The sequence below is a fragment of the Mesoterricola sp. MK458 genome (assembly GCF_055384935.1).
Map to the genome: position 1 here is coordinate 3,354,964 of NZ_AP045075.1, position 23,315 is coordinate 3,378,278.

Annotated in this window: 20 protein-coding genes; 11 read left to right on the plus strand and 9 right to left on the minus strand. The window is 69.5% G+C overall.

Going from position 1 to position 23,315, the window contains the following annotated elements:
- Window positions 1–10: 10 nt before the first annotated feature.
- Both ACZ5LB_RS14615 and ACZ5LB_RS14620 read right to left on the minus strand, forming a co-directional pair.
- Window positions 11–847 (minus strand): polysaccharide deacetylase family protein, encoded by an 837-nt coding sequence (locus tag ACZ5LB_RS14615; protein ID WP_464602944.1) that lies wholly within the window; start codon window positions 845–847, stop codon window positions 11–13.
- A gap of 1,328 nt (window positions 848–2,175) precedes the next feature.
- Window positions 2,176–2,511 carry a 6-pyruvoyl trahydropterin synthase family protein gene (locus ACZ5LB_RS14620; protein ID WP_464602945.1) on the minus strand — a complete coding sequence of 112 codons (336 nt, stop codon included), beginning with the start codon at window positions 2,509–2,511 and terminating at the stop codon, window positions 2,176–2,178.
- A gap of 113 nt (window positions 2,512–2,624) precedes the next feature.
- Between ACZ5LB_RS14620 and ACZ5LB_RS14625 the strand changes: the two genes are divergently transcribed.
- Window positions 2,625–4,352 (plus strand): protein-disulfide reductase DsbD family protein, encoded by a 1,728-nt coding sequence (locus ACZ5LB_RS14625; protein WP_464602946.1) that lies wholly within the window; start codon window positions 2,625–2,627, stop codon window positions 4,350–4,352.
- Here ACZ5LB_RS14625 and nth read toward each other — a convergent pair.
- Window positions 4,342–5,796: an endonuclease III gene (gene nth / locus ACZ5LB_RS14630; protein ID WP_464602947.1), complete on the minus strand. Its 1,455-nt coding sequence runs from the start codon at window positions 5,794–5,796 to the stop codon at window positions 4,342–4,344. The two genes, ACZ5LB_RS14625 and nth, sit on opposite strands and share 11 nt — an antisense overlap.
- A 40-nt stretch (window positions 5,797–5,836) precedes the next feature.
- Between nth and ACZ5LB_RS14635 the strand changes: the two genes are divergently transcribed.
- Window positions 5,837–6,694: a tetrahydrofolate dehydrogenase/cyclohydrolase catalytic domain-containing protein gene (locus ACZ5LB_RS14635; protein ID WP_464602948.1), complete on the plus strand. Its 858-nt coding sequence runs from the start codon at window positions 5,837–5,839 to the stop codon at window positions 6,692–6,694.
- Here ACZ5LB_RS14635 and kdsA read toward each other — a convergent pair.
- Window positions 6,691–7,533 carry a 3-deoxy-8-phosphooctulonate synthase gene (gene kdsA / locus ACZ5LB_RS14640; protein ID WP_464602949.1) on the minus strand — a complete coding sequence of 281 codons (843 nt, stop codon included), beginning with the start codon at window positions 7,531–7,533 and terminating at the stop codon, window positions 6,691–6,693. The genes ACZ5LB_RS14635 and kdsA overlap by 4 nt on opposite strands.
- Window positions 7,534–7,614: 81 nt before the next feature.
- On the opposite strand from kdsA, the gene ACZ5LB_RS14645 reads away from it, so the two are divergent.
- Genes ACZ5LB_RS14645 through ACZ5LB_RS14660 form a run of 4 tightly spaced genes read left to right on the plus strand, consistent with a single transcriptional unit; the run spans window position 7,615 to window position 10,953 of the window.
- A complete protein-coding gene (locus ACZ5LB_RS14645) occupies window positions 7,615–8,103 on the plus strand; it encodes an Lrp/AsnC family transcriptional regulator (RefSeq protein WP_464602950.1) in 489 nt (162 codons plus the stop codon).
- Window positions 8,100–8,960 (plus strand): EamA family transporter, encoded by an 861-nt coding sequence (locus ACZ5LB_RS14650; RefSeq protein ID WP_464602951.1) that lies wholly within the window; start codon window positions 8,100–8,102, stop codon window positions 8,958–8,960. Before ACZ5LB_RS14645 ends, ACZ5LB_RS14650 begins: the two co-directional genes overlap by 4 nt.
- A 20-nt stretch (window positions 8,961–8,980) precedes the next feature.
- Complete coding sequence (locus ACZ5LB_RS14655; RefSeq protein WP_464602952.1) at window positions 8,981–9,535, plus strand: cysteine hydrolase family protein; 555 nt, start codon at window positions 8,981–8,983, stop codon at window positions 9,533–9,535.
- Window positions 9,535–10,953 carry an NFACT RNA binding domain-containing protein gene (locus tag ACZ5LB_RS14660; RefSeq protein ID WP_464602953.1) on the plus strand — a complete coding sequence of 473 codons (1,419 nt, stop codon included), beginning with the start codon at window positions 9,535–9,537 and terminating at the stop codon, window positions 10,951–10,953. Before ACZ5LB_RS14655 ends, ACZ5LB_RS14660 begins: the two co-directional genes overlap by 1 nt.
- A 48-nt stretch (window positions 10,954–11,001) precedes the next feature.
- Here the strand turns inward: ACZ5LB_RS14660 and ACZ5LB_RS14665 are convergent, their stop codons facing one another.
- Both ACZ5LB_RS14665 and ACZ5LB_RS14670 read right to left on the minus strand, forming a co-directional pair.
- Window positions 11,002–11,277, minus strand: a complete 276-nt coding sequence (locus ACZ5LB_RS14665; RefSeq protein WP_306598209.1) for an HU family DNA-binding protein — start codon at window positions 11,275–11,277, stop codon at window positions 11,002–11,004.
- 115 nt (window positions 11,278–11,392) lie between these two features.
- A complete protein-coding gene (locus ACZ5LB_RS14670; protein WP_464602954.1) occupies window positions 11,393–13,243 on the minus strand; it encodes a putative bifunctional diguanylate cyclase/phosphodiesterase in 1,851 nt (616 codons plus the stop codon).
- Between the two features lie 136 nt (window positions 13,244–13,379).
- Here ACZ5LB_RS14670 and ACZ5LB_RS14675 point away from each other — a divergent pair, with 136 nt between their 5' ends.
- On the plus strand, window positions 13,380–13,820 hold the full coding sequence (locus tag ACZ5LB_RS14675; RefSeq protein WP_464602955.1) for a hypothetical protein: 441 nt from the start codon (window positions 13,380–13,382) through the stop codon (window positions 13,818–13,820).
- Here the strand turns inward: ACZ5LB_RS14675 and ACZ5LB_RS14680 are convergent.
- Window positions 13,807–14,652, minus strand: coding sequence for a MurR/RpiR family transcriptional regulator (locus ACZ5LB_RS14680; RefSeq protein ID WP_464602956.1), 846 nt, complete (start codon window positions 14,650–14,652; stop codon window positions 13,807–13,809). The two genes, ACZ5LB_RS14675 and ACZ5LB_RS14680, sit on opposite strands and share 14 nt — an antisense overlap.
- A gap of 30 nt (window positions 14,653–14,682) precedes the next feature.
- Entirely contained in the window at window positions 14,683–15,690 is a 1,008-nt protein-coding gene (gene moaA / locus ACZ5LB_RS14685; RefSeq protein WP_464602957.1) for a GTP 3',8-cyclase MoaA, read from the minus strand.
- Between the two features lie 66 nt (window positions 15,691–15,756).
- On the opposite strand from moaA, the gene ACZ5LB_RS14690 reads away from it, so the two are divergent.
- Together ACZ5LB_RS14690 and ACZ5LB_RS14695 are read left to right on the plus strand one after the other, a co-directional pair.
- Window positions 15,757–17,004 (plus strand): DUF1444 domain-containing protein, encoded by a 1,248-nt coding sequence (locus tag ACZ5LB_RS14690; RefSeq protein ID WP_464602958.1) that lies wholly within the window; start codon window positions 15,757–15,759, stop codon window positions 17,002–17,004.
- Window positions 17,004–18,302, plus strand: coding sequence for a trypsin-like peptidase domain-containing protein (locus ACZ5LB_RS14695; RefSeq protein WP_464602959.1), 1,299 nt, complete (start codon window positions 17,004–17,006; stop codon window positions 18,300–18,302). Before ACZ5LB_RS14690 ends, ACZ5LB_RS14695 begins: the two co-directional genes overlap by 1 nt.
- Before the next feature lie 106 nt (window positions 18,303–18,408).
- Here ACZ5LB_RS14695 and recA read toward each other — a convergent pair whose 3' ends face one another.
- Window positions 18,409–19,458 carry a recombinase RecA gene (recA, locus tag ACZ5LB_RS14700; RefSeq protein ID WP_464602960.1) on the minus strand — a complete coding sequence of 350 codons (1,050 nt, stop codon included), beginning with the start codon at window positions 19,456–19,458 and terminating at the stop codon, window positions 18,409–18,411.
- 191 nt (window positions 19,459–19,649) lie between these two features.
- Between recA and ACZ5LB_RS14705 the strand changes: the two genes are divergently transcribed.
- Together ACZ5LB_RS14705 and ACZ5LB_RS14710 are read left to right on the plus strand one after the other, a co-directional pair.
- Window positions 19,650–22,151 (plus strand): ATP-binding protein, encoded by a 2,502-nt coding sequence (locus ACZ5LB_RS14705; protein WP_464602961.1) that lies wholly within the window; start codon window positions 19,650–19,652, stop codon window positions 22,149–22,151.
- 3 nt (window positions 22,152–22,154) lie between these two features.
- Window positions 22,155–23,303 (plus strand): response regulator, encoded by a 1,149-nt coding sequence (locus ACZ5LB_RS14710; protein WP_464602962.1) that lies wholly within the window; start codon window positions 22,155–22,157, stop codon window positions 23,301–23,303.
- The last annotated feature ends 12 nt before the right edge of the window (window positions 23,304–23,315 follow it).

Consider the following 23,315-nt stretch of genomic DNA (forward strand, 5'->3'; position numbering starts at 1 on the left):
GATACTGAGTCTAGCGCAGGAGGGCCACGCGCCGGACCGGTTCCCACCTGGGCTTGCCCAGGCCCTTCACGTACTCGCCGATGGGGACGAAGTGCCAGCCGTCCTGCAAGGCCCGGTCCAGGAAGGGCCCCAGCACCTGGCCAGGGCGGTCCCCGCTCGGCCTGCCGGAACCCAGGTGCATGAGCACGATGAGCCCGTCCCCGTCGAGCTTTTCCATGCGCGCCCGGAGGCGGTCCAGGATGGCGTTGCCGGTGCGGTAGAGCTTGCGCTCCTTCACCGTGGCCCAATCCAGGGTGTCGGCGCCCTCGCTCCAGCCCACGTGGCGGTAGCCCAGTTCCTCCGCCCACTTGCGGATCTCGGCCGTGTGCTCCCCGAAGGGCGCCCGCCAGATGGGGTCCATGGGCCGCCCCAGCAGCCGGAACAGGGCCCGGTCCGCCTCGAGCAGCTCCTGTTGGACCCGCTCGCGGGTCCACCGGGGGTCGCGCCGCATGCCCGGGGCCAGGTGCGGGTGGGTGAGGGTATGGTTGCCGATCTCATGGCCGTCCCGGTCGATGCGCCGGACCAGGTCGGGGTACTTGCGGATGAAGTCGCCCGTGAGGAAGATCGTCGTGCGGATGTTGCGGGCCTTGAGGGCGTCCAGCACGTCCAGCGCCACCTCCGAGGTGGAGCCGCCGTCGAAGGTCATGCAGATGCGGCGGTCGCCCTTGGGCCCCCGCAGGAGGTTCACCCCTTCGCCGGCGCCGGGCCAGTCCTTGGCGGACCCCTCCGGAAGCTTCACCGGAGGCGGCGCCACGGGCTTGGCCCAGGGCGATGGCGCCGCGGGCACGTTGGAGGTGGACCGCGCCACCATCACCGGGGCCGGGGGCCGGGGCGGGGGGGTTGCCTGGGGACGCTGCCCGCTTGCCGTGGACGCGGGCGCGGGCGGCTGGACCGGAGCGGGCGTCGGCCGGACGGGTTCCGGCCGACCGGAAGGCCGCATTTGGGAAGCGCCGGCCCGGGACCCGGAAGGAGGCGGTTGGACCGGAGCCGGCGCCGGCCGGACGGGTTCCGGCCGATTGGAAGGCCGCGCTTTGGCGTTCCCGGCCATGGACCCGGAGGGAGGAGGCTGGACCGGAGCGGGCGTCGGCCGGCCTGGTTCCGGCCGACCCGAAGGCCGGGCCTGGGAGGCGCCGGCCATGGACCCTGAGGCGGGCGGCTGGACCGGAGCGGGCGTCGGCCGGACGGGTTCCGGTCGACCGGAAGGCCGGGTTCTGGAGGCGCCGGCCAGGGACCCAGAGGCCGGCGGCTGGACCGGCGCGGGCGTCGGCCGGACGGGTTCCGGCCGACCGGTAGGCCGGGTTCTGGAGGCGCCGGCCAGGGACCCAGAGGCCGGCGGCTGGACCGGAGCGGGCGTCGGCCGGACGGGTTCCGGCCGACCGGTAGGCCGGGTTCTGGAGGCGCCGGCCAGGGACCCGGAGGCGGGCGGCTGGACCGGAGCGGGCGCCGGCCGGACGGGTTCCGGTCGACCGGTAGGCCGGGTTCCAGAGGCACCGGCCAGGGGTCCGGAGGTGGGTGGCTGGGCAGGAACAGCTGCCGGCCGGGTGGGTTCCGGCCGACCGGTAGGCCGCGTTTTGGAGGCGCCGGCCAGGGACCCGGAGGCGGGTGGCTGCACGGGGGCGGGTGCCGGCCGGGCAGGTTCCTGCCGGGGCGCGGAACGACCTGGCGATGAAGCGGCCTCCGGGGGCGGGGCCATGGGGGCCGTGACGGGACGCTGGGGGGCGGGAGGTGGCCCGGCGGCCCGGGGAGCCGCCTCGGGCAGGGGGATCGGTGCGGCCGCCCGGGTGCGGGGCGGCGGCTCCTTGTCGTATTCGAATTTCATCAGCAGTTTGCCATGGGCCCGAAGTTCGGCCACCTCGCCTGGGGGCGGCCGGAGCAGTTCCCAGCGGACGGGTCCGAAGGGCAGGGTGCGGGTCTCGTTCAGGGTGGTGCCCTTGAGGGTCACCTCCACGGTGTCTTCCACCTCGCCGGTGATCACCAGGAGACCCCCCACGAAGTGCCAGCTCCAGGGGTCCAGGGCCGGAGCCGTGGACGGGGCCGGAGGCGGGGGCGGCGGGGGGGCTTCCTTCCCGCAGTGGAGCAGGGCCAGGCCCGCCAGGACCGGCACCACGCGCAGGAAGCCGGAGGCGGTTCCGCGCCTCACCGGGCTTCCCGGGAACAGGCGGCCCAGTAGTTGGCCTTCTCCCGCACCTTGACACGTTCCACGCGGAGGCCCCCGGCCTCCAGGCAGCGGAAGAGGTCCTGGGCCAGGAGTTCGGCGGTGGGATTCCGCCCGGCCAGGGCCTCCTGCAGGTTCAGGAGCGAATAGTCCATGCGGGCCACCCAGGCGTCCAGGGCCGGTCCCGGGTCCTCGCCGCCGGCCCAGGTGACTTCGGCTTCCCAGTTGTGGCCGTGGCGGGCCTCCACGAACCCCGGCAGGTCGTGGAAATGGTCGGCCACGAAGGGCCGGCGTACGGACTGGAGGAAGGTCCCCATGCTCCATTCTATCCAGGTTCCCGGCCCTGGAGATCCTGGCGATGGCCGGGCCCGCCCGCCGCTGGCATCATGGAGGGTGGGCCTGCCGGCCCGTTGGAGGATGGATGCGCGGGTTGCCAGCATTCCTGACCGCACTGCTGCTCTTGGCCTGCAGCGGGGTCCAGGCACAGTCCCCGAAGGGCTTCGATCCCGAGCGGGACGTCCAGGTGGCGCTGCGCAAGGGCGCCGTGGTGGTCACCGTCCCCCAGGGCGCCCACCTCAAGGCCGCGTTCATGTCCGTCGCCCTCAAGGAGGGCGCCAAGGGCACCCTCAAGGCCGGCCCCATGCCCCCCACGAAGGAAAAGGACGAACTGGGCGACGGCATCTGGCACGACCGGGTCGTCATCCCCGTCGCGGGCGAAGGCCTCAAGGGCGACGTGGACCTGGTGGTGGAGTACCAGCCCTGCACCGAAGGCGAGGGCGGCGTCTGCTTCCCCCCCACGGACAAGGTCCTGAAGGTGAAGGCCTCTGAGATCCCGGACCTGGCGGCCAAGGCCCCCGCGGAACCGGCGGCCGCGGCCGTCCCCGTGGGCGCGGAGCCGCCCGCCGCCGTCCCCGCGCCCCAGTCCGCCGCCTCCCCGGCCCCCGCCCCCGCGCCCCGGGAAGGGCTGGTCTGGGTCTTCCTCGGCATCTTCTTCTTCGGCATGGGGGCCTCCCTCACGCCCTGCGTCTATCCCATGATCCCCATCACCATGGCCATCATCGGCGCCAAGGGCGGCGGCAAGGCCCGCGGCTTCGCCCTGTCCCTGAGCCTGGTCCTGGGCATGGCGGTGACCTACACCCTCCTGGGCGTCGTGGCCGCCAAGAGCGGCGCCACCTTCGGCGCCTTCGCCCAGCGCCCGGCCTTCCTGGTCCCCGTGTCCGTCCTGTTCGGCCTGTTCGCGCTTTCCCTGTTCGGGGCCTTCGAGATCCGGCTTCCCGACGCCCTCCAGCAGAAACTCCAGGGCGGCGGCCCGCGCAAGGGCTTCGGGGGCGCCTTCGTCATGGGCCTGGTGCTGGGACCCCTCTCGGCTCCCTGCGTCGGTCCCGTGATCGGGACGGTGCTCCTGGCCATCGCCCAGAAGGGACAGGTCCTGATGGGCGCCGCCCAGCTGTTCACCTTCGCCCTGGGCATGGGGGTGCTCTTCCTGGTGACGGGCACCTTCTCGGCCGCCCTGCCCCGCTCCGGCGACTGGCTGGAAAAGCTCAAGCACGTCATGGGGCTGGTGGTGCTGGGCTTCGCCGCCTGGAACATCCGCCTCCTCGTGCCCGAGTGGACGAATTTCGCCCTGTGGAGCCTCGTCCTCCTCGTGGCCGTGCCCGTCCTGGAGGCCTTCGGCCCGGCCGGGACGCTGGTGGCCGGCCTGCGCAAGGGCGCCGGCCTCCTGGCCCTGGCCCTGGGCATCCTCCTGGGCATCCGGGCCGTGGAGGGGGGGCTGGGCCTGGATCTGCTGCCCCGCGGCGGCGCCGCCTCCGCCGAGGCCAAGGGACCCAAGGGCTGGATGGAGCAGGACCTGGAAGGCGCCCTGGCCCAGGCCAAGGCCGGCAACAAGGTGGTCCTGGTCGACACCTACGCCGACTGGTGCGCCCAGTGCAAGGAACTGGACGAGAAGACCTGGCCCGACCCCGCCGTGGCCTCCTGGATCAAGGAGAACGCCATCGCCATCCGCATCGACACGGACAAGGTCCGCAAGGACCTGGCCACGAAGCTGCAGATCCGCAGCTATCCCACCGTGATCGTCCTGGACGCGGAAGGCCGCGAGCTCCGGCGCACCATGGGCTTCCAGAAGCCCGCGGAGATGTTGAAGTTCCTCAAGAGCTAGGTGCTTCCAGAAGGTCGCGAAGCTGCCCCAGGGCGGCTTCGGACCGGCTGAGGTACCAGGTGAAGGCCCTGCCGTCCACCAGGCGCACCTCGGCGTCCGGAAGACGCCGGGCCAGCTCGTCGCGGTGGCGGCGGGTGAAGCGGTAGGGTTCGCTGGGCAGCAGCACCAGCTGGGGCGCCAGGGCCTCCAGATCGGCGTCGGCCAGCACGGGGTAGCGGTCCGGCCCCACGGGGAGGAGCCCCGCCTGGCGCGCCAGGTCCGACACGTAGGTGTCGGGCCCCGCGCTCATCCAGGGGTCCTTCCAGATGAGGGTGAGGGTCCGGCGCCCCTTCCGCCGCGCGGGTCGCAGCAGGGCCTTCAGGGAGGCCTCCCGGGCCCGGCCGGCTTCGGGCGCGCCCACGGCGTCGCCCAGGATCCGGAAGGCCTTGAGGCAGTCCTTCAGGGAGCGGATCTCCAGCACGAGCAGGGGCACGCCGGCCGCCTCCAGGGCCTGGGCGGTTTCCAGCGTGTTCTCGTCCCGCTCCAGGATCACCAGGTCCGGGCGCTGGGACTGGATGCGGGGGATGTCGGGGTTCTTGGTGCCGCCCATGGGCGGCACGGTGGCGCGGATCCAGGGCGGCTCCACGCAGTAGGTGGTCCGGCCCGCCAGGCGCGAGGCCAGGCCCCACTGGACCAGGAGCTCGGTGACGCTGGGCACCAGGGAGATGATGCGCAGGGGGCCGGGTCCCGGGGCCGAGGGCGCCGCCGCGGGCGCGGCCTTCCCGGTGGCGCCGGCCGAGCCCAGCATCCGGCCCGAGTGGGGGTCGGCCATGCGTCCCATGCCGGTGGGGCAGAGATCCCGCAGCACGCATCCCGCGCAGTCGGGCTTGCGCGCGTCGCACACCCGCCGGCCGTGGAGGATGAGCTGGTGGTGCACATCGATCCAGTCCTCCCTCGGGAAGTGGCGGCAGAGGTCGGCCTCCACCTTCTCCGGGGTGTTGCCCTCCGAGAGCCCCAGGCGGCGGGCCACCCGGAAGATGTGGGTGTCCACCGGCAGGGCGGGGATGCCGAAGGCGTTCGAAAGCACGACGTTGGCCGTCTTCTGGCCCACGCCCGGCAGCGCCGACAACGCTTCCAGGGTATCGGGCACCGCGCCGCCGTGGCGCTCCACCAGGGCCATGGCCATGGCCTTGAGGTTCCGGGCCTTGTTGTGGAAAAAGCCCGTGGAGCGGATGAGGCCCTCCAGCTCCCCCAGGTCGGCGGCGGCCAGCGCCGCGGGATCCGGATACCGCCGGAACAGCGCGGGGGTGGTGATGTTCACCCGGGCGTCGGTGCACTGGGCGCTGAGCACGGTGGCCACCACCAGCTGGAAGGGGTCCAGGTGATCCAGGGCGCAGCGGGCGTCGGGGTAGGCCGCCTTCAGCCGGTCCGAGAGGGGGGTGGGAGCGGGGGGCTTCCTTACCATGCCGCCATCTTAACCCGGTAGAATCAAGGCGAGGTGCCCAATGACCTTCCAGCCCACCGGCAAGCTTGACTGCGTTGAGACGGCGCAGCACTACAGGGACCGGGTGAAATCCAACATCCACAAGCTCGGCTCCGCGCCCGGACTGGGGGTGATCCTGGGCAGCAACGACCCCGGCAGCGTGCTGTACCGCGACCTCCTGGTCCGGGACTGCGAGGAGCTGGGCATCCGTCCCTCCATTCACGAGGTGGGAAGCGGCATCCAGGTGGTCAAGCTCATCGCCCACCTCAACCAGGATCCCGGCACCAACGGCATCTTCATCTTCTACCCCCTGCGCTACGACGAGCTCAAGGACGACGAGATCATGGACCTGGTGGCCCCGGGCAAGGACATCGAGGGGCTGCATTCCATCAACATCGGCTACCTGAACAAGTTCCGGAAGCGCATGTCGGAAGGGATCGACCGGGTCTGCATGGTGCCCTGCACCGGCCGCGCCGTCATCAAGGTCATCAAGCGCGGCTTCGGCGGCGACTACTTCGACGGCAAGACCGTGCTGTGCATCAACGACAGCCTGCGCATCGGCCGGCCCATCACCGCCATGGTGGCCAACCTCAAGGCCACCCCCATCCTCTGCCACCACCACACCAACCCGGCCCACCTCGAGGGCTTCATCCGCATGGCCGACGTCATCGTGAGCGCCGTGCCCGCCGACGGCTACTGCATCCCCACCGCCTGGATCAAGCCCGACGCGCTCTGTGTCGACCTCAGCCACCAGGGCAACTTCGACTACGACGCCCTGGACGCCAAGGGCATCCAGTACACCAACACCAAGCGCAACAGCGTGGGCAAGGTCACCCGCGCCATGGCGCTCCTCAACCTGACGTACGCCGCGGGGGTCTAGACGCCCGGGGGCATCCCTGCGGGGTCGGCCAGCAGGGCGGCCCGGGACGCGCGCCACACCTCGAGCACCTGGTCGAGCAGGGCGCCGAAGGCGTCCAGCCGGATGGCGTTGGGGCCGTCGCTGAGGGCCTTGGCGGGGTCCTCGTGCACCTCGAAGAAGAACCCGTCCACCGCCGTGGCCGCGGCCCGGGCCAGGGCGGGGATCATCTCCCGGGCGCCGCCGGTGGTCTTGCCCAGGGCGCCGGGCTTCTGGACGCTGTGGGTGGCGTCGAAGATGACGGGGCATCCGGTGCGGCGGAGGTGGGGGAAGCCCTGGAAGTCCACCACCAGGTTGCCGTAGCCGAAGCTGGAGCCCCGCTCGGTGGCCCAAACGGGGCCGTGGCCGGCCACGCCGCGGACCTTCTCCACGGCATGGGCCAGGTCCCAGGGCGCCAGGAACTGGCCCTTCTTGATGTTCACGGCGCGACCCGTGGCTCCCGCGGCCAGGAGGAGGTCCGTCTGGCGGCACAGGAAGGCGGGTATCTGGAGCACATCCACGGCGGCGGCCACCTGGGCGCACTGGGTGGACTCGTGGACGTCCGTGAGCACGGGAACGCCGTGGCGGGTGCGGATCTCGGAAAGGATGTCCAGGCCCTCCTCCATGGAGGTGCCGCGGTAGCTGTCCAGGGACGTGCGGTTGGCCTTGTCGAAGCTGGCCTTGAACAGGAAGGGGATGCCGCGGGAATCGGCCAGGTCCTGCAGCTGGGAGGCCAGGAAGTGGGCGTGCTCCCGGGACTCGATGACGCAGGGCCCCGCGATGAGGAAGAAGCTGCGGTCGGTGTGGGGGTGGTTGAAGTCCATGGTCGCCTCGATCCCGCTGGCTGGGACCCGCCGGACCCCAGGTATGAGAACCTATTGTTTCAGAGTCTCAGGAGCCGGGCCATGTCCAAGAGTTTGATCATGGATGATCTGAATCGCCGCCTGGTGGCCGCCCTCCAGAAGGAGGGGCGCATCAGCCACGCCGAACTCGCCGAGCGTCTCGGGGTCAGCCGGCCCACCGTCATCGACCGCATCAAGCGCCTGGAGGCCGAGGGCGTCCTGTCGGGCTACAGCGCCAACGTCACCCCCGAAGCCGTGAACAAGCCCTGCGTGGCCTTCGTGGCGGTGCGCTTCCATTCTGGCGGCGACGAGGGCGCCGAGGACCGCTTCCTCCACGCCCTGGAGGCCGAACCCGACGTGCTGGCCGCCTACAGCACCGCGGGCGCCGACTGGCTCCTGCTCAAGGTGGTGGCCGAAACCCCCCTGGACCTCCACGGGCGGCTCCGGCGCATCAAGACCCTCGGGCCCCAGGTGACCACCCGCACCACCATGGTCCTCAAGACCTACTTCGAGAAGATCGGCCCGTCGCCCTTCCCGTCGGAGAATCCGTGAAGGCCTGGATCGCCTACGCCATCTGTGCCCTGGTCTGGGGCTCCACCTACTTCGCCATCGCCCTGGGCATCACGTCGTTCACGCCCTTCGGCATGGTGGCCACGCGCTACCTCCTGGGCGGGGCCGTGGCCTTCGGCCTCTCCCGCCTCATGGGCGAGGACCTGCCCCTGCGCCGGGACCTGCCCCACCTGGCCCTCGTGGGCGTGCTCCTCCTGGGCTGCTCCAATGCCCTGATCACCTGGGCCGAGGGCTTCGTGGCCAGCGGCGTCACGGCGGTCCTCTGCTCCATGACGCCCCTGCTCTACGGCATCCTGGGCCGGGAGGCCCTGGGCCTGCGCCGGTGGGCCGGCCTGGGCCTCGGCCTCCTGGGGGTGGTGATCCTGTCCCGGCCGGGACAGGCCTCCTTGCATGCGGGGGGCATCACCGCGATCCTCCTGGCCACCGCGACCTGGGCCTACGGCACCCTGCACGGCAAACGCCACGTGCGGGGCCACGGCCTCCTGGGGCAGGTGGCGGTGCAGATGGGCGCCGGGGGCCTCCTGGCGCTCCTGCTGGTGCCTTTCACCGGCGGGTTCCTCCACGCGCCGGTCACGGCCAAGGCGGCCCTGGCGGTGGGCTACCTCACAGTCTTCGGGTCGGTGGTGGCCTTCAGCGCCTTCGCCTACCTGGCCAAGGTGTGGCCCCCTACCCGCATGGGCACCTACGCCTACCTGAACCCCCTGGTGGCGGTGCTGCTGGGTTCCGCCTTCCTGCACGAACCCTTCGGTCCGCGGCTGCTGGCGGGCATGGCCGTCATCCTCGCGAGCGTCGCCATCGTTCAATTCCAGGCCCCCCAGGGGCCGCCCGAAAACGCGTGAAAGGGGAGTAGGATAGGCCCATGTTGCCCAAGAGCACCGCCCTCCTCCTCATCGACGTCCAGCTGGCGTTCGATGAACCCTACTGGGGCCCCCGCAACAACCCCCAGGCCGAGGCCAACCAGGCCGCCCTCGCCCGCGCCTTCCGCGCCCAGGGCATGCCCGTGGTCCACGTCCGGCACGACAGCCGCGATCCCAACTCCCCGCTCTTCCCCGGGGAGCCCGGCAACGGGTTCAAGCCCGGTACCGCGCCGCTGCCCGGGGAGGCCGAGTTCCGCAAGAGCGCGCACTGCGCCTTCGTGGGCACGGGCCTGGAGGCGCACCTGCGCGAGCGGGGCATTGACCGCCTCGTGATCGCCGGGTTCACCACCAACCATTGCGTGTCCACCACCGCCCGGCTCAGCTGCGACCTGGGCTTCAAGACCGTGGTGGTCCGGGACGCCTGCGCCGCCTTCGACCTGGAGGACATGGACGGCAACACCATCCCCGCCCAGGCGCTGCACGACGCCGGCCTCACGGAACTCCACGGCGAGTTCGCCGTGGTCCTGCCCACCGAGGCCATCCTGCAGCTGCTCTGATGGACGCCCCGCTCCTCCTCGCCCTGGCCTGCGCCCGGCTCCAGGCCGGGGAAGGCGCCGTGCAGAACGCCTGGTGCTCGCCCCGGGCCCTTGCCCTGCAGTGGGCCCCGGACCGCCGGGCCGGGCTGGAGCCGGGTCTTTCCTGGGTCTTCCTGCTCAACCCGGCGCCCGAGCTCTGGCTCCTCCACGACAAGGACGAAGCCTACCTCCAGCTCAAGGCCGAGGCCAAACCGGACCTCTCCCGGCGCTGGAGCCAGGAGCTCAAGGGCGCCCGGCTCACCGAAGTGGAGGGCGACCCCCGGGAGCGCTGGGTGGGCCTCATCTTCCGCCGCCGGGCCGTCACCGGCCGCATCGAGGCCGCGCGTCTGGCCTTCCAGGCCTTCCCGGGGCGCGCCGGACTGCGCCTGGACGGCCTCGACCTCAATGCCGCGCGCATGGGTCTCGGCCAGGCCATCGCGCCCGTGGCCCCCGAGCCGCGCGTGGAGCCCCCCGCCTTCCTGCGCTGGAAGGAGCGGCATGGCGACGATCTCCAGGCCGCCCTGGACGGCCGGGTCCCCGACGTCCTCCCGGGGGAGGGGACCCTTCTGGCCCGGCACCGGTCCTGGTCCCTGGAACGGGCGGCCCGCATCGTCCTGGCCCCCAGGCAGGCGCGCACCGACCGCAGGCTCGTGGCCGAGCGCAAACGCTTGGAGAGATACCGCACCGCCCTGGCCTCGGACAAGGAGAAGCACCGCGCGGGGCTGGAATTCCGGGCCCGGGCCACCGCGCTGTCCGCCGAGCTCTACCGCCTGAAGGGCGCCACGCACAAGGTGACGCTGCTGGACGGAACGGAGGTGGTCCTCCCCGAGGGCCGGCGCGCCGAGGATGCGGTGCAGATCTGGTTCGCCGCCGTCAAGCGCGCCGAACGCGGCGTGGCCCGGGTGGAGGAACTGGAGCGGGAACTGGCAAGGCAGTTCCTGGAACTTGAACACAAGGAGGCCGCGCCGCCCCAGGCGGAAAGGCCCCCCCAGCGCGCGAGGAAGCCCATGGAGAAGAAAGAGACGGCGAGGAGCGACGGCAAGGGCCGGGCCTTCCGCTCCGTCATGGTGGACGGGTTCGAAGTGCTCATCGGCAAGGGCGACGCGGACAACGACCAGCTCACGTTCAAGGTGGCCGCCCCCCTGGACCTGTGGCTCCACGTGGCCAGCACGCCCGGCAGCCATGTGGTGGTGCGCAACCCCGACCGAATCTCTGAATTCCCGCGGCCGGTGGTGGAACGCGCCGCCGAACTGGCGGCCTTCTTCAGCAAGGCGCGGGACGGCGGAAAGGTGGAGGTGCACTACTGCAGGGCCGCGGACGTGTCCAAGCCCCGCGGGTTCCCGCCCGGCAAGGTGCTGCTCAAGCAGTGGAAGAGCGTGCGGGTGTACCCGAAGGAGTAGGGGTGCGGCTCCGCCCGGCCCCCGACCCGCCGGGAATTCCGGCCCGCCTCAGCCCACTTCGATATCGCGCAGGTCCTTGCCAGGCTTGAAGCGGATGCTCCGGCCCTTGGGGATGTCGACGCTGGCGCCGGTCTTGATGTTGCGGCCCATTCCGCGCTTGCGCGGCCGCGGTTCGAACACGCCGAAGCCGCGGATCTCGATGCGGTGACCGTCAAGGAGGGCCTTCTTCATGCGGTCGGTCAGGAGGTCCACCACCTGCAGGGCCGTGGCCTTGGACACGGGAAGGGTCTGCATCAGAGTGCCGGCGATGTCGATTTTGATCATGAACGCCTCAGTCTTTGGAAGGAATGAAGATAGCTTAGACCTTTGGAGCACGGGGAGTGCAACATTAATATCAGGTGACAGATACCAAGGGAAGGTTCATTCCAAAAAAGATGCGTCACCAGCGGGGATCCCGCGCCAGCAGCTCCTCGGCCCGGTCCCGGTCCAGGGGCCTGGAGAAGTGGTACCCCTGTCCCTGGTCGCAGGCTAACTTCTGCAAATGTTCCATTTGGTCATTGGTTTCGATGCCCTCGGCCGTGACCCGCATGCCCAGGGAACGGGCCAGGGAGATGATGGCGGCCACGATGGCCGTGCTTTCCGGGTCCTTGCCCAGGCCGTCCACGAAGGACTTGTCCACCTTGAGGGTGTCCACCGGGAACCGCTTGAGGTAGCTGAGGGACGAGTAGCCGGTGCCGAAATCGTCGATGACCAGGTGGATGTTCAGGCTCTTGAACGTCTTCATGGCCTCCAGGGAGGCCAGGGGGTCCCGCATCATGATGCTCTCGGTGATTTCCAGCTTGAGGGTTCCGGGCGCCATGTCCGCCGCCCGGAGGGCTTCCAGCACGGTCGGAATGAGGTCCTTGTGCTGGAACTGGCGGGCCGAGATGTTCACGTTCATGAGGCGGGGCGGATCGGTCGGGAAGGCCCGGTTCCACGCGCCGGCCTGGCGGCAGGCCTCCTCCAGGACCCACTTGCCCAGGGGCACGATGAGCCCGGTCTCCTCGGCCAGCGAAATGAAATCCAGGGGCGGCACCATGCCCCGCTCTGGGTGGTTCCAGCGCACCAGCGCCTCGAACCCCTCGATCCGGCCGGTGCCCAGCCCCACCACCGGCTGGTAGTGCAGGATGAACTCGCCGCGATCCAGGGCGCGCCGCAATTCGCCTTCCATCTGGAACCGGGCCAGGGCCTTCGCGTTCATGCTGGGATCGAAGATCTCCAGGGACCCTTCGCCCTTGGCCTTGGCGCGGTACATGGCCACCTCGGCGTCCCGCAGCAGTTCGGCGGGGAGGGTCTCGGAACTGGTGCTGATGGCGATGCCCATGCTGCAGGTGGTGAAGACCTCCTGGCCGTTGATGGTGAAGGGAGTGGCCAGGCTGTGGCTGATGCGTTCGGCCACCTGGAGGCCGTCGTTCACGCTGGTGATGTCCTCGAAAAGCACCGCGAACTCATCGCCGCCCAGGCGCGCCACGGTGTCCTCGGGGCGCAGGCAGCCCCGGAGACGGCTGGCCACCTGGATGAGGAGCTTGTCGCCGGCCTCATGACTCAGGCTGTCGTTGACCACCTTGAAGCGGTCCAGGTCCAGGAACAGGACCGCCGAGAAGAACTTCCGCCGGTCGGAGCGGAGGATGGCCCGCGAAAGGCGCTCCATGAACAGTGCCCGGCTGGGCAGGCTGGTGAGGCTGTCCCGCAGGTGCTGGAGGGTCAACTCGGCCTCGGCGGTCTTCTGCTGGGTCACATCCTCCAGGGTGCAGATCACCTCCACCAGGACCCCGTCGCCGTCGCAGCGCGGCTGGGCGGTCACCGAAAGCCAGGACCAGTCGCCGGTGTCCATGCGCTCGATTCCCACCACGACGCCCGGCACCCGGCGCCCGGTGGCCAGCGCCTTGTTCCACGGGAGCTCCTCAGGCTCAAGCCCGTCCCCGTTCGCGTCGATGATGGCGAATTCCGGGGAGCACCAGGCCACGGCCTGGAGATCCTCCCGGTCGATCCCGAGCAGGCCCGGCGCGGAGCGGTTGCAGAGCACCAGGGCGCCCCGGGCATCGATGGTCAGCACGCCGATGGGCAGCAGGTCCACGTAGGCCTTGAGCTCCTCCTCGGCGAACCGGGCCTGGCGTTGGCTGTCGCGCCCATTCAGGCGCGCGCGGATGTAAAGGGCCCACCCCGCCACGCAGAGCACCGCCCCCGCCAGGAGCCCGGCGGGTGCGACCCCCCAGGACCGGAGACCCAGCAGGGGGTCAGGCGCAAGCATGGCGGAACTCCCTCAATGTCCGACGTCCTCCGGCAGAAAAGGCGAGGAATGACCGCATGGGGTCGATTCCCCTTCCAGGGTGGATTCTTTCCAGCATAATTTACGACAGCATCGGTGTCGCTGGGGAGCGTATAAGTTGGAAGACCTTAATTTCTTTTTCACCAAGGCCCAGGGGGCCCTCAAGCACGCGTCGGAACGCAAGCGCGCCGAAGCCATCCTCCTGCGCTGGACGGCCCTGTGGACGGGCCCCAAGCGCAGCCTGACGACCACCCATTCCAACCACGGCGCCTTCCTCCACTTCAATCAGCTCATCGGCGCCACCTGGTCCGCCGTCTTCACCTTCCACGCCGCACCCCGCCACGGACTCTCCCTGCGGGGCCCGGATCCGGACCGGATCCGCAAGTCCCACCGCCACCGGGACAAGTCCCTGGACCGCAGCGGTCTGGATGCCCTGTTCGACGACTGGTCCGCCCACCCCGAGGCCCGCCCCGCCGGCAACGCCGTGGAGATCTACCTGGAGGAAGCGTCGGACGAGGTATGGGAGGCCTGCCTCCAGGAAGCGCTCACTCGTCTTTGACGAACTGGGGACGGGCCACGCGGTCCGCCTCGCGCACGCGCTTGATGGCCTGGTCCCGGTCGCTGGCCGCCAGGGCCGTGGCGATGCCGTGGGCGAGCACCGAGAAGGCCGCCATGCTGTGGGAATACAGCAGGTTCTCACCCGCCACCGGAATGGTGTGGTCGGCCAGGCGGGTGACGGGGGATCCCAGCTTGTCGGTGAAGGCGAGGATCCGCAGGCCGCGCTTGCGGGCGTAGCCGGTGGCGTCCAGGGTTTCGGTGGAATAGGGGTGGAAGCTGAAGGCCACCAGCAGGTCCCCGGCCCCCAGGTTGGAGGCCTGGGCCGCGAAGTCCGCCGGGCTCCCCTCCACGGTGGGAAGGCCCGCCTGGGTCAGGAGGTAGGCCAGCTGGCTGGCCATGAGCTGGGATACGCCCCGCCCGATCACCACCCGGTGCCGGGCCTCCCGCAGGCTGCGCACCACGTCCTGCAGCAGCTGTTCGTTCACCCCGTGGACCATCTGCTCGATGTTCTGCACGTCCCGCCGGGCCACTTCCAGGAGGGTGGCCGCGGCCTCCTCGGGGGCCTGGAGGAGCCGCTCTCCGCCGTACGAACGCTTCTTCGCCTGGGCGACCAGGGCCTGGCGCAGTTCCATGAAACCCGAGTAGCCCAGCTTCTGGGCGAAACGCACCACCGTGGCGACGCTCGACTGGCTTCGCTCGGCCATTTCCTCCACGCCCCAGAAGGCCGCCTCGCCCATGCGGCCCAGCACGCAGTCCGCGATGCGGCGTTGGCTTGACGACAGCCCCTTCGCGCCGTGGATCCTTGCTACCAGGGTGTGCTTGGGGGTGATCATGCACCTAGATTATCAGGCGGAAAATAATTTTCACCCGCCGATGTGGAACATTTCAACCCGGGTCCGGGGGGAGGTGCCCAGGGTCCTCAGCTCCGAATAGCGGTCGTCCCGCACCCGCCACCGTTCCAGGATCAGGCCCAGGAGCTGGGGATCGTCCGCGCCCGCCCGCAGGGCGGTCTTGAGGTCCAGGCCCCGGGAGGCGAACAGGCAGGTGTAGAGCGAACCCTCGGCGGAGAGCCGGGCCCTGTCGCAGCCCGCGCAGAAGGGTTCCGTCACCGAAGAGATGAGGCCCAGCCAGCCTCCGCCGTCCAGGTAGCGGTAATGCCGGGCCACGCAGCCGGCGTCCAGGGCATGGACCCGCTCCAGGGGCCAGTTCGCGCCGATGCGCTCGGCCACCTCCGCGGAGGGCACCACGCTGTCCATGCACCAGCCGTTTCCGGTGCCGACATCCATGAACTCGATGAAACGCAAATGGTGCCCCCGCTCCCGCGCGAAGGCCGCGAGGGGCAGCACGTCGTCTTCGTTCACGCCCCGCTTGAGCACGCAGTTGAGCTTGATGTTCCGGAAACCCGCCTCGCCCGCGGCGCGAAGGCCCTCCAGCACCTGTTCCAGGGGCACCGACGCGTCGGACATGGACCGGAATCGCTCCGGGTCCAGCGTATCCAGGCTCATGGTCAACCGGTCGAGGCCCGCCTTGCGCAGGGGGGCTGCCTGGGTCGCAAGCAATGATCCATTCGTTGTAAGCGTGATTTCCCGGAGGCCGGGGATGGCGCGCAACCCTTCCACCAGGAGCGGCAGGTCCTGGCGCAGGAGCGGCTCGCCCCCCGTGAGCCGCACCTTTTCGACCCCCGCAGAGACAAAGAGCCGCACCAGGCGTATCATCTCCTCGAAGGTGAGGATTTCCTTCCGATCCAGGAACTGGAAGTCCGAGCCGAACTTGTCCCTTGGCATGCAGTAGGGGCACCGGAAATTGCACCGGTCCGTCACCGATATGCGCAAGGCCTTCATCGGCCGGTCCAGGGAGTCCAGTGCCCTCATGGCTCCAGATTACGTCAAAGCGGCATGCCAACTTGGTCAAAATGGAATTTCATCCCCGGGAAACACATGGCCTTTTTTTCGCGTCTCTTCTCCACCCCTGATCGCACCCCCCTTCCCTCCCTCGAAGACCTGCTGGCCGCCCGAGGAATTTCCACGGACCTGCCCGGCCTCGAACCCTTCAAGGGTGAATTCCAGCACCTCAAGGGCGAGGAGCGCGGACACTGGGCGGACGCCCTGGCGGCCACCGTTGCGGGTGGCTGGCCGCTTCCTCCCGATTGGCTGGATGCCCAGTACGACCTCCAGCCCGAGGTGGTGCCCCTTTGGATGGCCGAGCGGGATGGCCTCCATTACCGCCCCTACATCGATGGCCTGGCCATGCGCATCCGGGTTTGCGGCCAGGTGATGCCCGCGCCCTGGCTGGTCCTTTGGGGCCTGGGGGCCGAGGATGTGACCGAACGGGCCATGGACCAGCTGCGCGAGAAATCCAAGGGGAAGCCCTTCAAGCGCCTGCCCTCCGGCATCTACAAGGCCGAGTTCGAGGACGGCCGGGCCTCGGCCCGGCTCCTTCTGCCCGAACTGTGGGCGGGCCTCTTTCCCGGACAAAACACCTTCGTGGCCGTTCCCAACGAGGACTGCCTGCTGCTGGCCCCGCAGGTGATCCTGCCCAAGCTGGTGGAGGGCATCGCAGCGGGCCTGGCCGGGCCCGGGCGGCGTCTCGCCGGCACCATCTTCCAGCAGGTGGAGCACCACCTGCTCCCCGCCAACCTGCAGGACCCCCACCCCATCGCCCAGCCCCAGCGCGAGCTTCGCCAGGGCGACCTGATGGAGGCCTACCGCGCCCAGGAACCCCACCTCCCGGCCGCCCTGGGCGTGTCCGCGGCCATGGGCCTCCTGCGCACCCAGCAGGGGCGCTCCGTGAGCCTGGCCACGTGGCAGGAAGGCGCGCCCACCCTCCTTCCCGAAACCGATCTGGTCGCCTTCGTCGGTGCCGACGGCAAGCCCCTGGGCATCTACTTCCGGCAGACCCTGCCGCGCATCACCTCGCTGCACGGCACCCCCGTGGACATCTGGGGGCCCCGGCGCCTCCGGTACGAAGGCTTCCCGACGCTCCAGGAACTGGACCGGCTGGAATGCTTCGCCACTGGCGAGCAGATGGCCGCCCTCATCAAGGGCGCGAATCCGGCAGCGGCCCCCCGGCCCAGCACGGCCGCCATGGCCAACCAGGCGAACCCAGGCGCCCTTTCGGGCCAGGCCTCGAGCCCTGTGCCCGCGCACCTCCGCGGCCTGAGCCTGGGCGTCCAGAACGACGACTGATGCTCCGCCCGGCTCTGGCCATCCTAGCCCTGGCCTGCAGCCTTGGCGCACAGACCGGAGACCCGGGACTGGACCAGGCGGCCAGGAGCGTCGTCCTCGTCCAGGCCGAAACGGCCCCTGGCCAGTTCCAGCAGGGCAGCGGCGTCGTCCTGGGACAGGGCTTTGTGGCCACCAACGCCCACGTGGTGAAGAACGCCTACCGCATCCGGGTCCTGAAGGGCGACCGTACCTGGCAGGCCGAGGCGCTGTGCCTCGCCGCCGACCGGGACCTCGTCCTTCTCAGCCTGCCGGGCCTGCCGCTCCCCCCCGCCGTTCCTGTCGCTCCGGGCGCTCTGCGCCAGGGCCTTCCCGTCCTGGCGCTGGGGTATCCCGGAGGCCATGGCGTACGTTCGGAATCGGGCCGAGTCACCGCCCTCTGGACCTTCCGAGGTGACTTCCTCATCCAGACCGACACCCACAACCGGCCTGGTTCCAGTGGAGGAGGTTTGTTCACCGCGGATGGCCGCCTTGCGGGCATCACCACCTTTGGCCTGTTCCGGAATGCAGGTGTCGATTTCGCGGTCCCCGTGGATTGGGTGCTCGCTCTCATCCAGGACCGCTCCGTGATGCCGAGCCTGGCCTGTCCCCTGGTGGTGGTGGACCGCCTGCTGGTGGATTTCGGGGACCTGATGCAGCAGGAACCTCGCAACGAGGCCAACTGGAACAATCTCACCCGTTGGTGGGTGCAGGAATCCCCGGAAAGCCCCGATGCGTGGTTCAGCAGGGGCACGGCCCTGGACCAGAGCCTCCGCCGGGAGCCGGAGGACGCGGCCCTGCGCGAGTCAGCCCTGGCCGCCTACGGGCGCGCCGTGACCCTGGACCCCCACCACGCCCGGGCCTGGAACAACCTGGGCGCCGAACTGGACACCCTCAACCGCTTCCCGGAAGCCCATGCCGCCTTCCGGCGGGCCCTGGAGGCCGACCCCGGCTATGGCCTCGCCTGGCTCAACCTCGGGGCGAGCCTGGTCAACACCCGCGCCTTTGAAGAGGCTGCGCTGACCCTCGAGCGCGGCCTTCAATTGCTTGGCGACCAAGCCATCGCCTGGGCGCGCCTGGCCTTCTGCGAGCAGAGCCTCGGGCGGCTCCCCGCGGCGATGGCTCACTACCGCCTAGCCCTGCGCTACGAGCCGTTCCGCGCGGAGTGGTGGGGCGAGCTCTACAAGGTCTCCGTCCGCGCCAGGCACCCTGGACTGGCCGAGGAGGCCTTGGCCCGCATCAGGGCCCTGGCGCCAGAAATGGAACAGGACCTGAATCCCTGAGCGGCCCCCCCCCAAGGCAGCCAGCGGGATCCCGGCGGGCGCAGGCTCCCCGCCCGATGCCCCCCGCACCGGGTTGGGACGCGCCCGCCGGAATCCCTGCTGGCCGCTAGCTGGGCCTCAGTCCGACCTTCGCGCGGATCAGGGCCTCGATTTCATCGGCAAGCTCAGGGTTGTCGGCGAGCAGCTTCTTGACGTTGTCGGCGCCCTGGCCCAGGCGGGAGTCCTTGTAGCTGTACCAGGATCCGCTCTTCTGGATGATTTCCAGCTGGGTGCCCAGCTCCACCAGTTCCGACATGCGGCTGATGCCTTCGCCGTACATGATGTCGAACGTCGCGATCTTCAGGGGCGGCGCGACCTTGTTCTTCACCACCTTGACCTTGGTCTTCTTGCCCACCACGGAGGAGTCCTCATCCTTGGCCGCCACGAGGGGATCCCCCGTGTTGCCCTTGATGCTCTGGATGCTGCGCACGTCCAGGCGGACGGAGGCGTAGAACTTCAGCGCGTTGCCGCCGCTGGTGGTTTCCGGGTTGCCGAACATCACGCCGATCTTCATTCGGATCTGGTTGATGAACACGACGCAGGTGTTGGTGCGGCTGATGGAGGCGGTCATCTTCCGCAGGGCCTGGCTCATGAGCCGCGCCTGCAGGCCGACCTGCATTTCGCCCATCTCCCCGTCGATCTCGGCCTTGGGCACCAGGGCTGCCACCGAGTCGATGACGATGATGTCCAGGGCGCCGCTGCGCACCAGCTGATCGCAGATCTCAAGCGCCTGCTCACCACTGTCGGGCTGGCTGATGAAGAGGTTGTCGATGTCCACGCCGAGCTTGCGGGCGTAATCCGGATCCAGGGCGTGCTCGGCGTCGATGTAGGCGGCCAGCCCTCCCTTCTTCTGGGCCTGCGCCACCATGTGCAGGGCCAGGGTCGTCTTGCCGCTGGCCTCGGGGCCGTACACCTCCACCACCCGGCCCTTGGGCACGCCGCCCACGCCCAGGGCGGCGTCCAGGGAAATGGAACCGGTGGAGATCACCTCGATCCCGTCGACGTTGTGCTGCTCGCCGAGCTTCATGATCGAGCCCTTGCCGAAGGCCCGCTCGATTTCCGCGAGGGTGCGGTTCAAGACCTTGAGGCGGTCGTCCTGATCATTGGCAGTGGCCATGGAAGCTCCGGGGAACGGAAGGGGGGGATATTCGCGTCGGGGGACGGTTCGGGACCGGCTACCCAAGGATGGGGGCAAAAAGCGAAAAAAACAAGAATTTTTTTCCGGGCCGGCACGCCCGTCCTGGTTTTCAGCGGCCCTACCGATAGTATGGATGGATTCCTTTTCTCACGCCGGAATCGATTGCCGCCATGGAAATGCACCCTCTGCTCGCCCAGCACATGGCGAATCTGGAAGCCTCGGGCGCCCCGCTCCCGGCGGGTCCGGCCTGGACCGCGTTCCTGGAGTCGATGAACGAGGGGCTTTCGGCGGGACCCGCCGCGGCGGAGCTGGCGCGGTACCGGTCCCTGGTGGACCACCTGCGCGAGGTGCTTTTCCAGATCGACCGGGACGGCAACTGGTCCTTCCTCAATCCCGCCTGGCGCGCGATCACGGGCTTCTCCGTGGAGGAGAGCCTCGGGCAGCCCTTCCTGGGCAACATGCATCCCCTGGACAAGGGCCGGTACCTGAACATGCTCACCTACGCCCTGGAGACCGGGGAGGACACGGTGCGGGGGGAGTTCCAGTTCCGAAAGCGGGAGGGCGCCTACTTCTGGGTGGAGATGTACACGCGCATCACCACCGACTCCGAGGGTGTCGTCATCGGCGTCTCCGGCACCATGAACGACATCACGGAACGCAAGCTGGCCCAGACCGCCCTCAACACCCTCACCTCGCGCCTGCGCGCCCTCATCGAGAACATGCAGGGCGCCATCCTGGTGGAGACCGAGCACCGCACCATCGCGCTCATCAACGAGGCCTTCTGCCGGATGTTCAACATCCCCGCCCCGCCCCATCTCCTCGCCGGCAGCGAGGCCATCGAACTCCTGGAGATGGGCCTGGACGCCTTCCTCTACCCGGCCGACCTCCTCGAGTTGCAATCCTCCCTGCTGGCCGAGCGCAAGGTCACCACCGGCCTCGAGATCCCCCTCGCCGACGGCCGCGTGCTGTCCATGGACTTCGTGCCCATCGACGCGGGCGAGGATCTCTTCGGCCACTTCTGGCTCTTCCACGACATCACGGAACGCAAGCGCTCCGAGGCCCAGCTGGCCCAGGCCGCCCTGGACATGGAGATGAAGAACTGGGAACTCAGCCAGGCCCGGGACGAGGCGGTGCAACTGGCCGGGCTCAAGTCGGAATTCCTGGCCAACATGAGCCACGAGATCCGCACGCCCATGAACGGCATCATCGGCATGACCGAGCTGATCCTCAACACGACGCTCTCCGGCGAGCAGATGGACTACGCCACCACCATCCGCACCAGCGCCGCGACGCTCCTGCGGCTGATCAACGACATCCTCGACTTCTCGAAGATCGAGGCCGGGAAGATGGAGCTCGAGCGCATCGGCTTCGACCTCCAGGGCCTGCTGGACGACCTCCTGGCCATCCTCGGCTTCAAGGCCCACGGCAAGGGCGTGGAATTGGCCACGTGGATCCAGGGGGACGCGCCCACCAAGCTCCTGGGCGATCCCACGCGGCTGCGGCAGGTGCTCTCGAACCTCACCGACAACGCGCTCAAGTTCACGGAATCCGGTTCGGTCACCATCCGAGTGGTCCTGGCCGAGCGCACCGCGTCCTCCGTGCTCCTCCGGTTCGAAGTGAAGGACACGGGCATCGGCATGTCGCCCGAGGTCGCCGGCAAGCTCTTCCAGTCCTTCTACCAGGGCGACTCCAGCACCACGCGCAAGTACGGCGGCACCGGCCTGGGGCTGGCCATCTGCAAGCGGATCGCCGAACTCATGGAGGGCGGGATCGGGGTCGACAGCGTCCAGGGGGAAGGGAGCCTGTTCTGGTTCTCGGCCCGGTTCCAGGCCCAGGACGTACCCCAGGACACGGGGCTGCCCGATGCGCCCTTCCGCTTCTTCCTGGCCGGCCTCCCACCGGCCACCGGCCGCGTCCTGGAAGCCCAGCTCAAGGAGTGGGGCTACGCGACGACCACCGTGGAGCCCAGCCTGGAAGGGCTCGCCCTCCTGCGGGAGCGCTGCGCGCCCCTGGACGACAAGACCCTCCTGGTGTTCGGCTCCGAAGGCGGCATCCAGGCCGGCATGATGGAGTTCCTGCAGGCGGTGCACGCGGCCCCGGGCCTCGATGCCCTCCGCCTCATCATGGCCCACTCGCTCTACGAGCAGGAAGAGGCCCGCAAGCCCACCTCCCTGCCCATCACGGAATTCCTGCCCCTTCCCATGCGCAAGTCCCACCTCAAGGCGCTGCTCGAACGCAGCAAGGACGCCGTGCCCCTGCCGGCCGTGGCCGAAGCCACGCCCTGGGCAGGCGCCCAGTCCAGTGCCCGCCTCCTGGTGACCGAAGACAACGCCGTGAACCAGAAGGTCGCCCTGGCCATCCTCCGGAAGCTGGGGTGCACCGCCGACGTCGCCAACAACGGGGCGGAGGCGGTGGAAATGGTCCTGGCCGGGGCCTACGACCTGGTCTTCATGGACTGCCAGATGCCCGAGATGGATGGCTTCCAGGCCACCCGAGTCATCCGGGAGCGGGAGGGGGCGCACCGCCGCACCCCCATTCTCGCCATGACCGCGAACGCCATGCAGGGGGACCGCGAACGGTGCCTGGAAGCCGGCATGGACGACTACATTCCCAAGCCCATCACCATCGTGGACCTCAAGAGCGCCCTCCAACGATGGCTTCCTCCGGCCTGACCCATGAACGCCTCCGACCGCACCATCGACAACGCCTACGCCATCCGCATGATGCTCCAGCGCCTCTGCGTGGCCGGAATGAAGGTCTCCCTGGGCTGCCGCGACCAGCGCGGCATGTTCCAGATCCTCTTCCAGGAACCCGGCCGCATCGGGATCCGCCTTGGGCCCAAGGACCTGGAGACGTGGGCGCTGGCGCCCGACGAGAGCGTCTCCATGACCCTGGACGACCGGGGGTTCCGCTACGAGACGGTCATCGCCTTCGTCGGTCCCGCGGACCTGGAAGGCGTGCCCTGCGCCGCCTTCACCCTGCCCCGGACCCTGCGCCGCGCCGACGACAACCGCCTCGCGCACTTCGCCCCGGACGTCGCGCCCCCGGTCACCTTCAGCAACAGCAGGAACGCGGTTCTCGACGGCGAGATCCGGGGCTTCGGCAACGACGGCTTCGAACTGGCGCTCAAGGACCCCTCCCAGAAGATCGAGGACGTCCTGAGGATGGGCGAGGAGTCCACCCTGGACCTGGCGCTGGAGGACGGCCTGCTCCTGACCGCTTCGGCCCGGGTCGCCTACTTCGGGGCGAACTTCGTGGGCATGAAGTTCACCGAGCGCGTGGACAAGACCCTCCTGGGCCAGTACCGCACGTGGCTGGACACCCAGCAGCGCATCCAGGCCCAGCGCGACCGGGAGAGCTTCGAATCGGGCCGGGCCCCGGCCAAGGGCAGCAACCTGCCCCAGGCGCGGCTCTGGGTCGACCGCGAGCCCACCATCCTCATCCTCACGGAACGGGAGGAGTTCGCCCGGCACATGTCCGAAGCCCTGGGCCGGAAGTTCGGGGTGATCAGCCTCGACTACATCACGGGCCCCGTGCGCCCGTTCCTCAAGCCCTTCGGTGGCGACGAAACCGGGTGGGGCCGGGTGAAACTGATCCTCATCCACAACCACCTGCGCCTGGCCAGCCCCCTGGAGCTGTCCCGGCAGGTGGTCGAGCAGGAAAAATGCGCCCTGCCCATCATCCTGGTGGGCACGGACGAGGACGAGGGCCTCAAGCGGAACCGCGCCCTGGCTGCGGGCGCCGTGGATTTCCTCCCCGTCGAGCCCTTCCGGATCCTGGCCGTCCTGAGGAAGCTCGACGAGACCATCAAGTTGTTCGCATAGTCAAATTTGCCG

Coding starts and splice junctions, on each gene's coding strand:
- nth (WP_464602947.1), bottom strand. CDS start 5,796: ATGGTAAGGAAGCCCCCCGCTCCCACCCCCCTCTCGGACCGGCTGAAG.
- ACZ5LB_RS14645 (WP_464602950.1), top strand. CDS start 7,615: ATGTCCAAGAGTTTGATCATGGATGATCTGAATCGCCGCCTGGTGGCC.
- ACZ5LB_RS14670 (WP_464602954.1), bottom strand. CDS start 13,243: ATGCTTGCGCCTGACCCCCTGCTGGGTCTCCGGTCCTGGGGGGTCGCA.
- ACZ5LB_RS14635 (WP_464602948.1), top strand. CDS start 5,837: ATGACCTTCCAGCCCACCGGCAAGCTTGACTGCGTTGAGACGGCGCAG.
- moaA (WP_464602957.1), bottom strand. CDS start 15,690: ATGAGGGCACTGGACTCCCTGGACCGGCCGATGAAGGCCTTGCGCATA.
- ACZ5LB_RS14695 (WP_464602959.1), top strand. CDS start 17,004: ATGCTCCGCCCGGCTCTGGCCATCCTAGCCCTGGCCTGCAGCCTTGGC.
- ACZ5LB_RS14710 (WP_464602962.1), top strand. CDS start 22,155: ATGAACGCCTCCGACCGCACCATCGACAACGCCTACGCCATCCGCATG.
- ACZ5LB_RS14680 (WP_464602956.1), bottom strand. CDS start 14,652: ATGATCACCCCCAAGCACACCCTGGTAGCAAGGATCCACGGCGCGAAG.
- ACZ5LB_RS14620 (WP_464602945.1), bottom strand. CDS start 2,511: ATGGGGACCTTCCTCCAGTCCGTACGCCGGCCCTTCGTGGCCGACCAT.
- ACZ5LB_RS14690 (WP_464602958.1), top strand. CDS start 15,757: ATGGCCTTTTTTTCGCGTCTCTTCTCCACCCCTGATCGCACCCCCCTT.
- ACZ5LB_RS14660 (WP_464602953.1), top strand. CDS start 9,535: ATGGACGCCCCGCTCCTCCTCGCCCTGGCCTGCGCCCGGCTCCAGGCC.
- ACZ5LB_RS14655 (WP_464602952.1), top strand. CDS start 8,981: ATGTTGCCCAAGAGCACCGCCCTCCTCCTCATCGACGTCCAGCTGGCG.
- recA (WP_464602960.1), bottom strand. CDS start 19,458: ATGGCCACTGCCAATGATCAGGACGACCGCCTCAAGGTCTTGAACCGC.
- kdsA (WP_464602949.1), bottom strand. CDS start 7,533: ATGGACTTCAACCACCCCCACACCGACCGCAGCTTCTTCCTCATCGCG.
- ACZ5LB_RS14705 (WP_464602961.1), top strand. CDS start 19,650: ATGGAAATGCACCCTCTGCTCGCCCAGCACATGGCGAATCTGGAAGCC.
- ACZ5LB_RS14665 (WP_306598209.1), bottom strand. CDS start 11,277: ATGATCAAAATCGACATCGCCGGCACTCTGATGCAGACCCTTCCCGTG.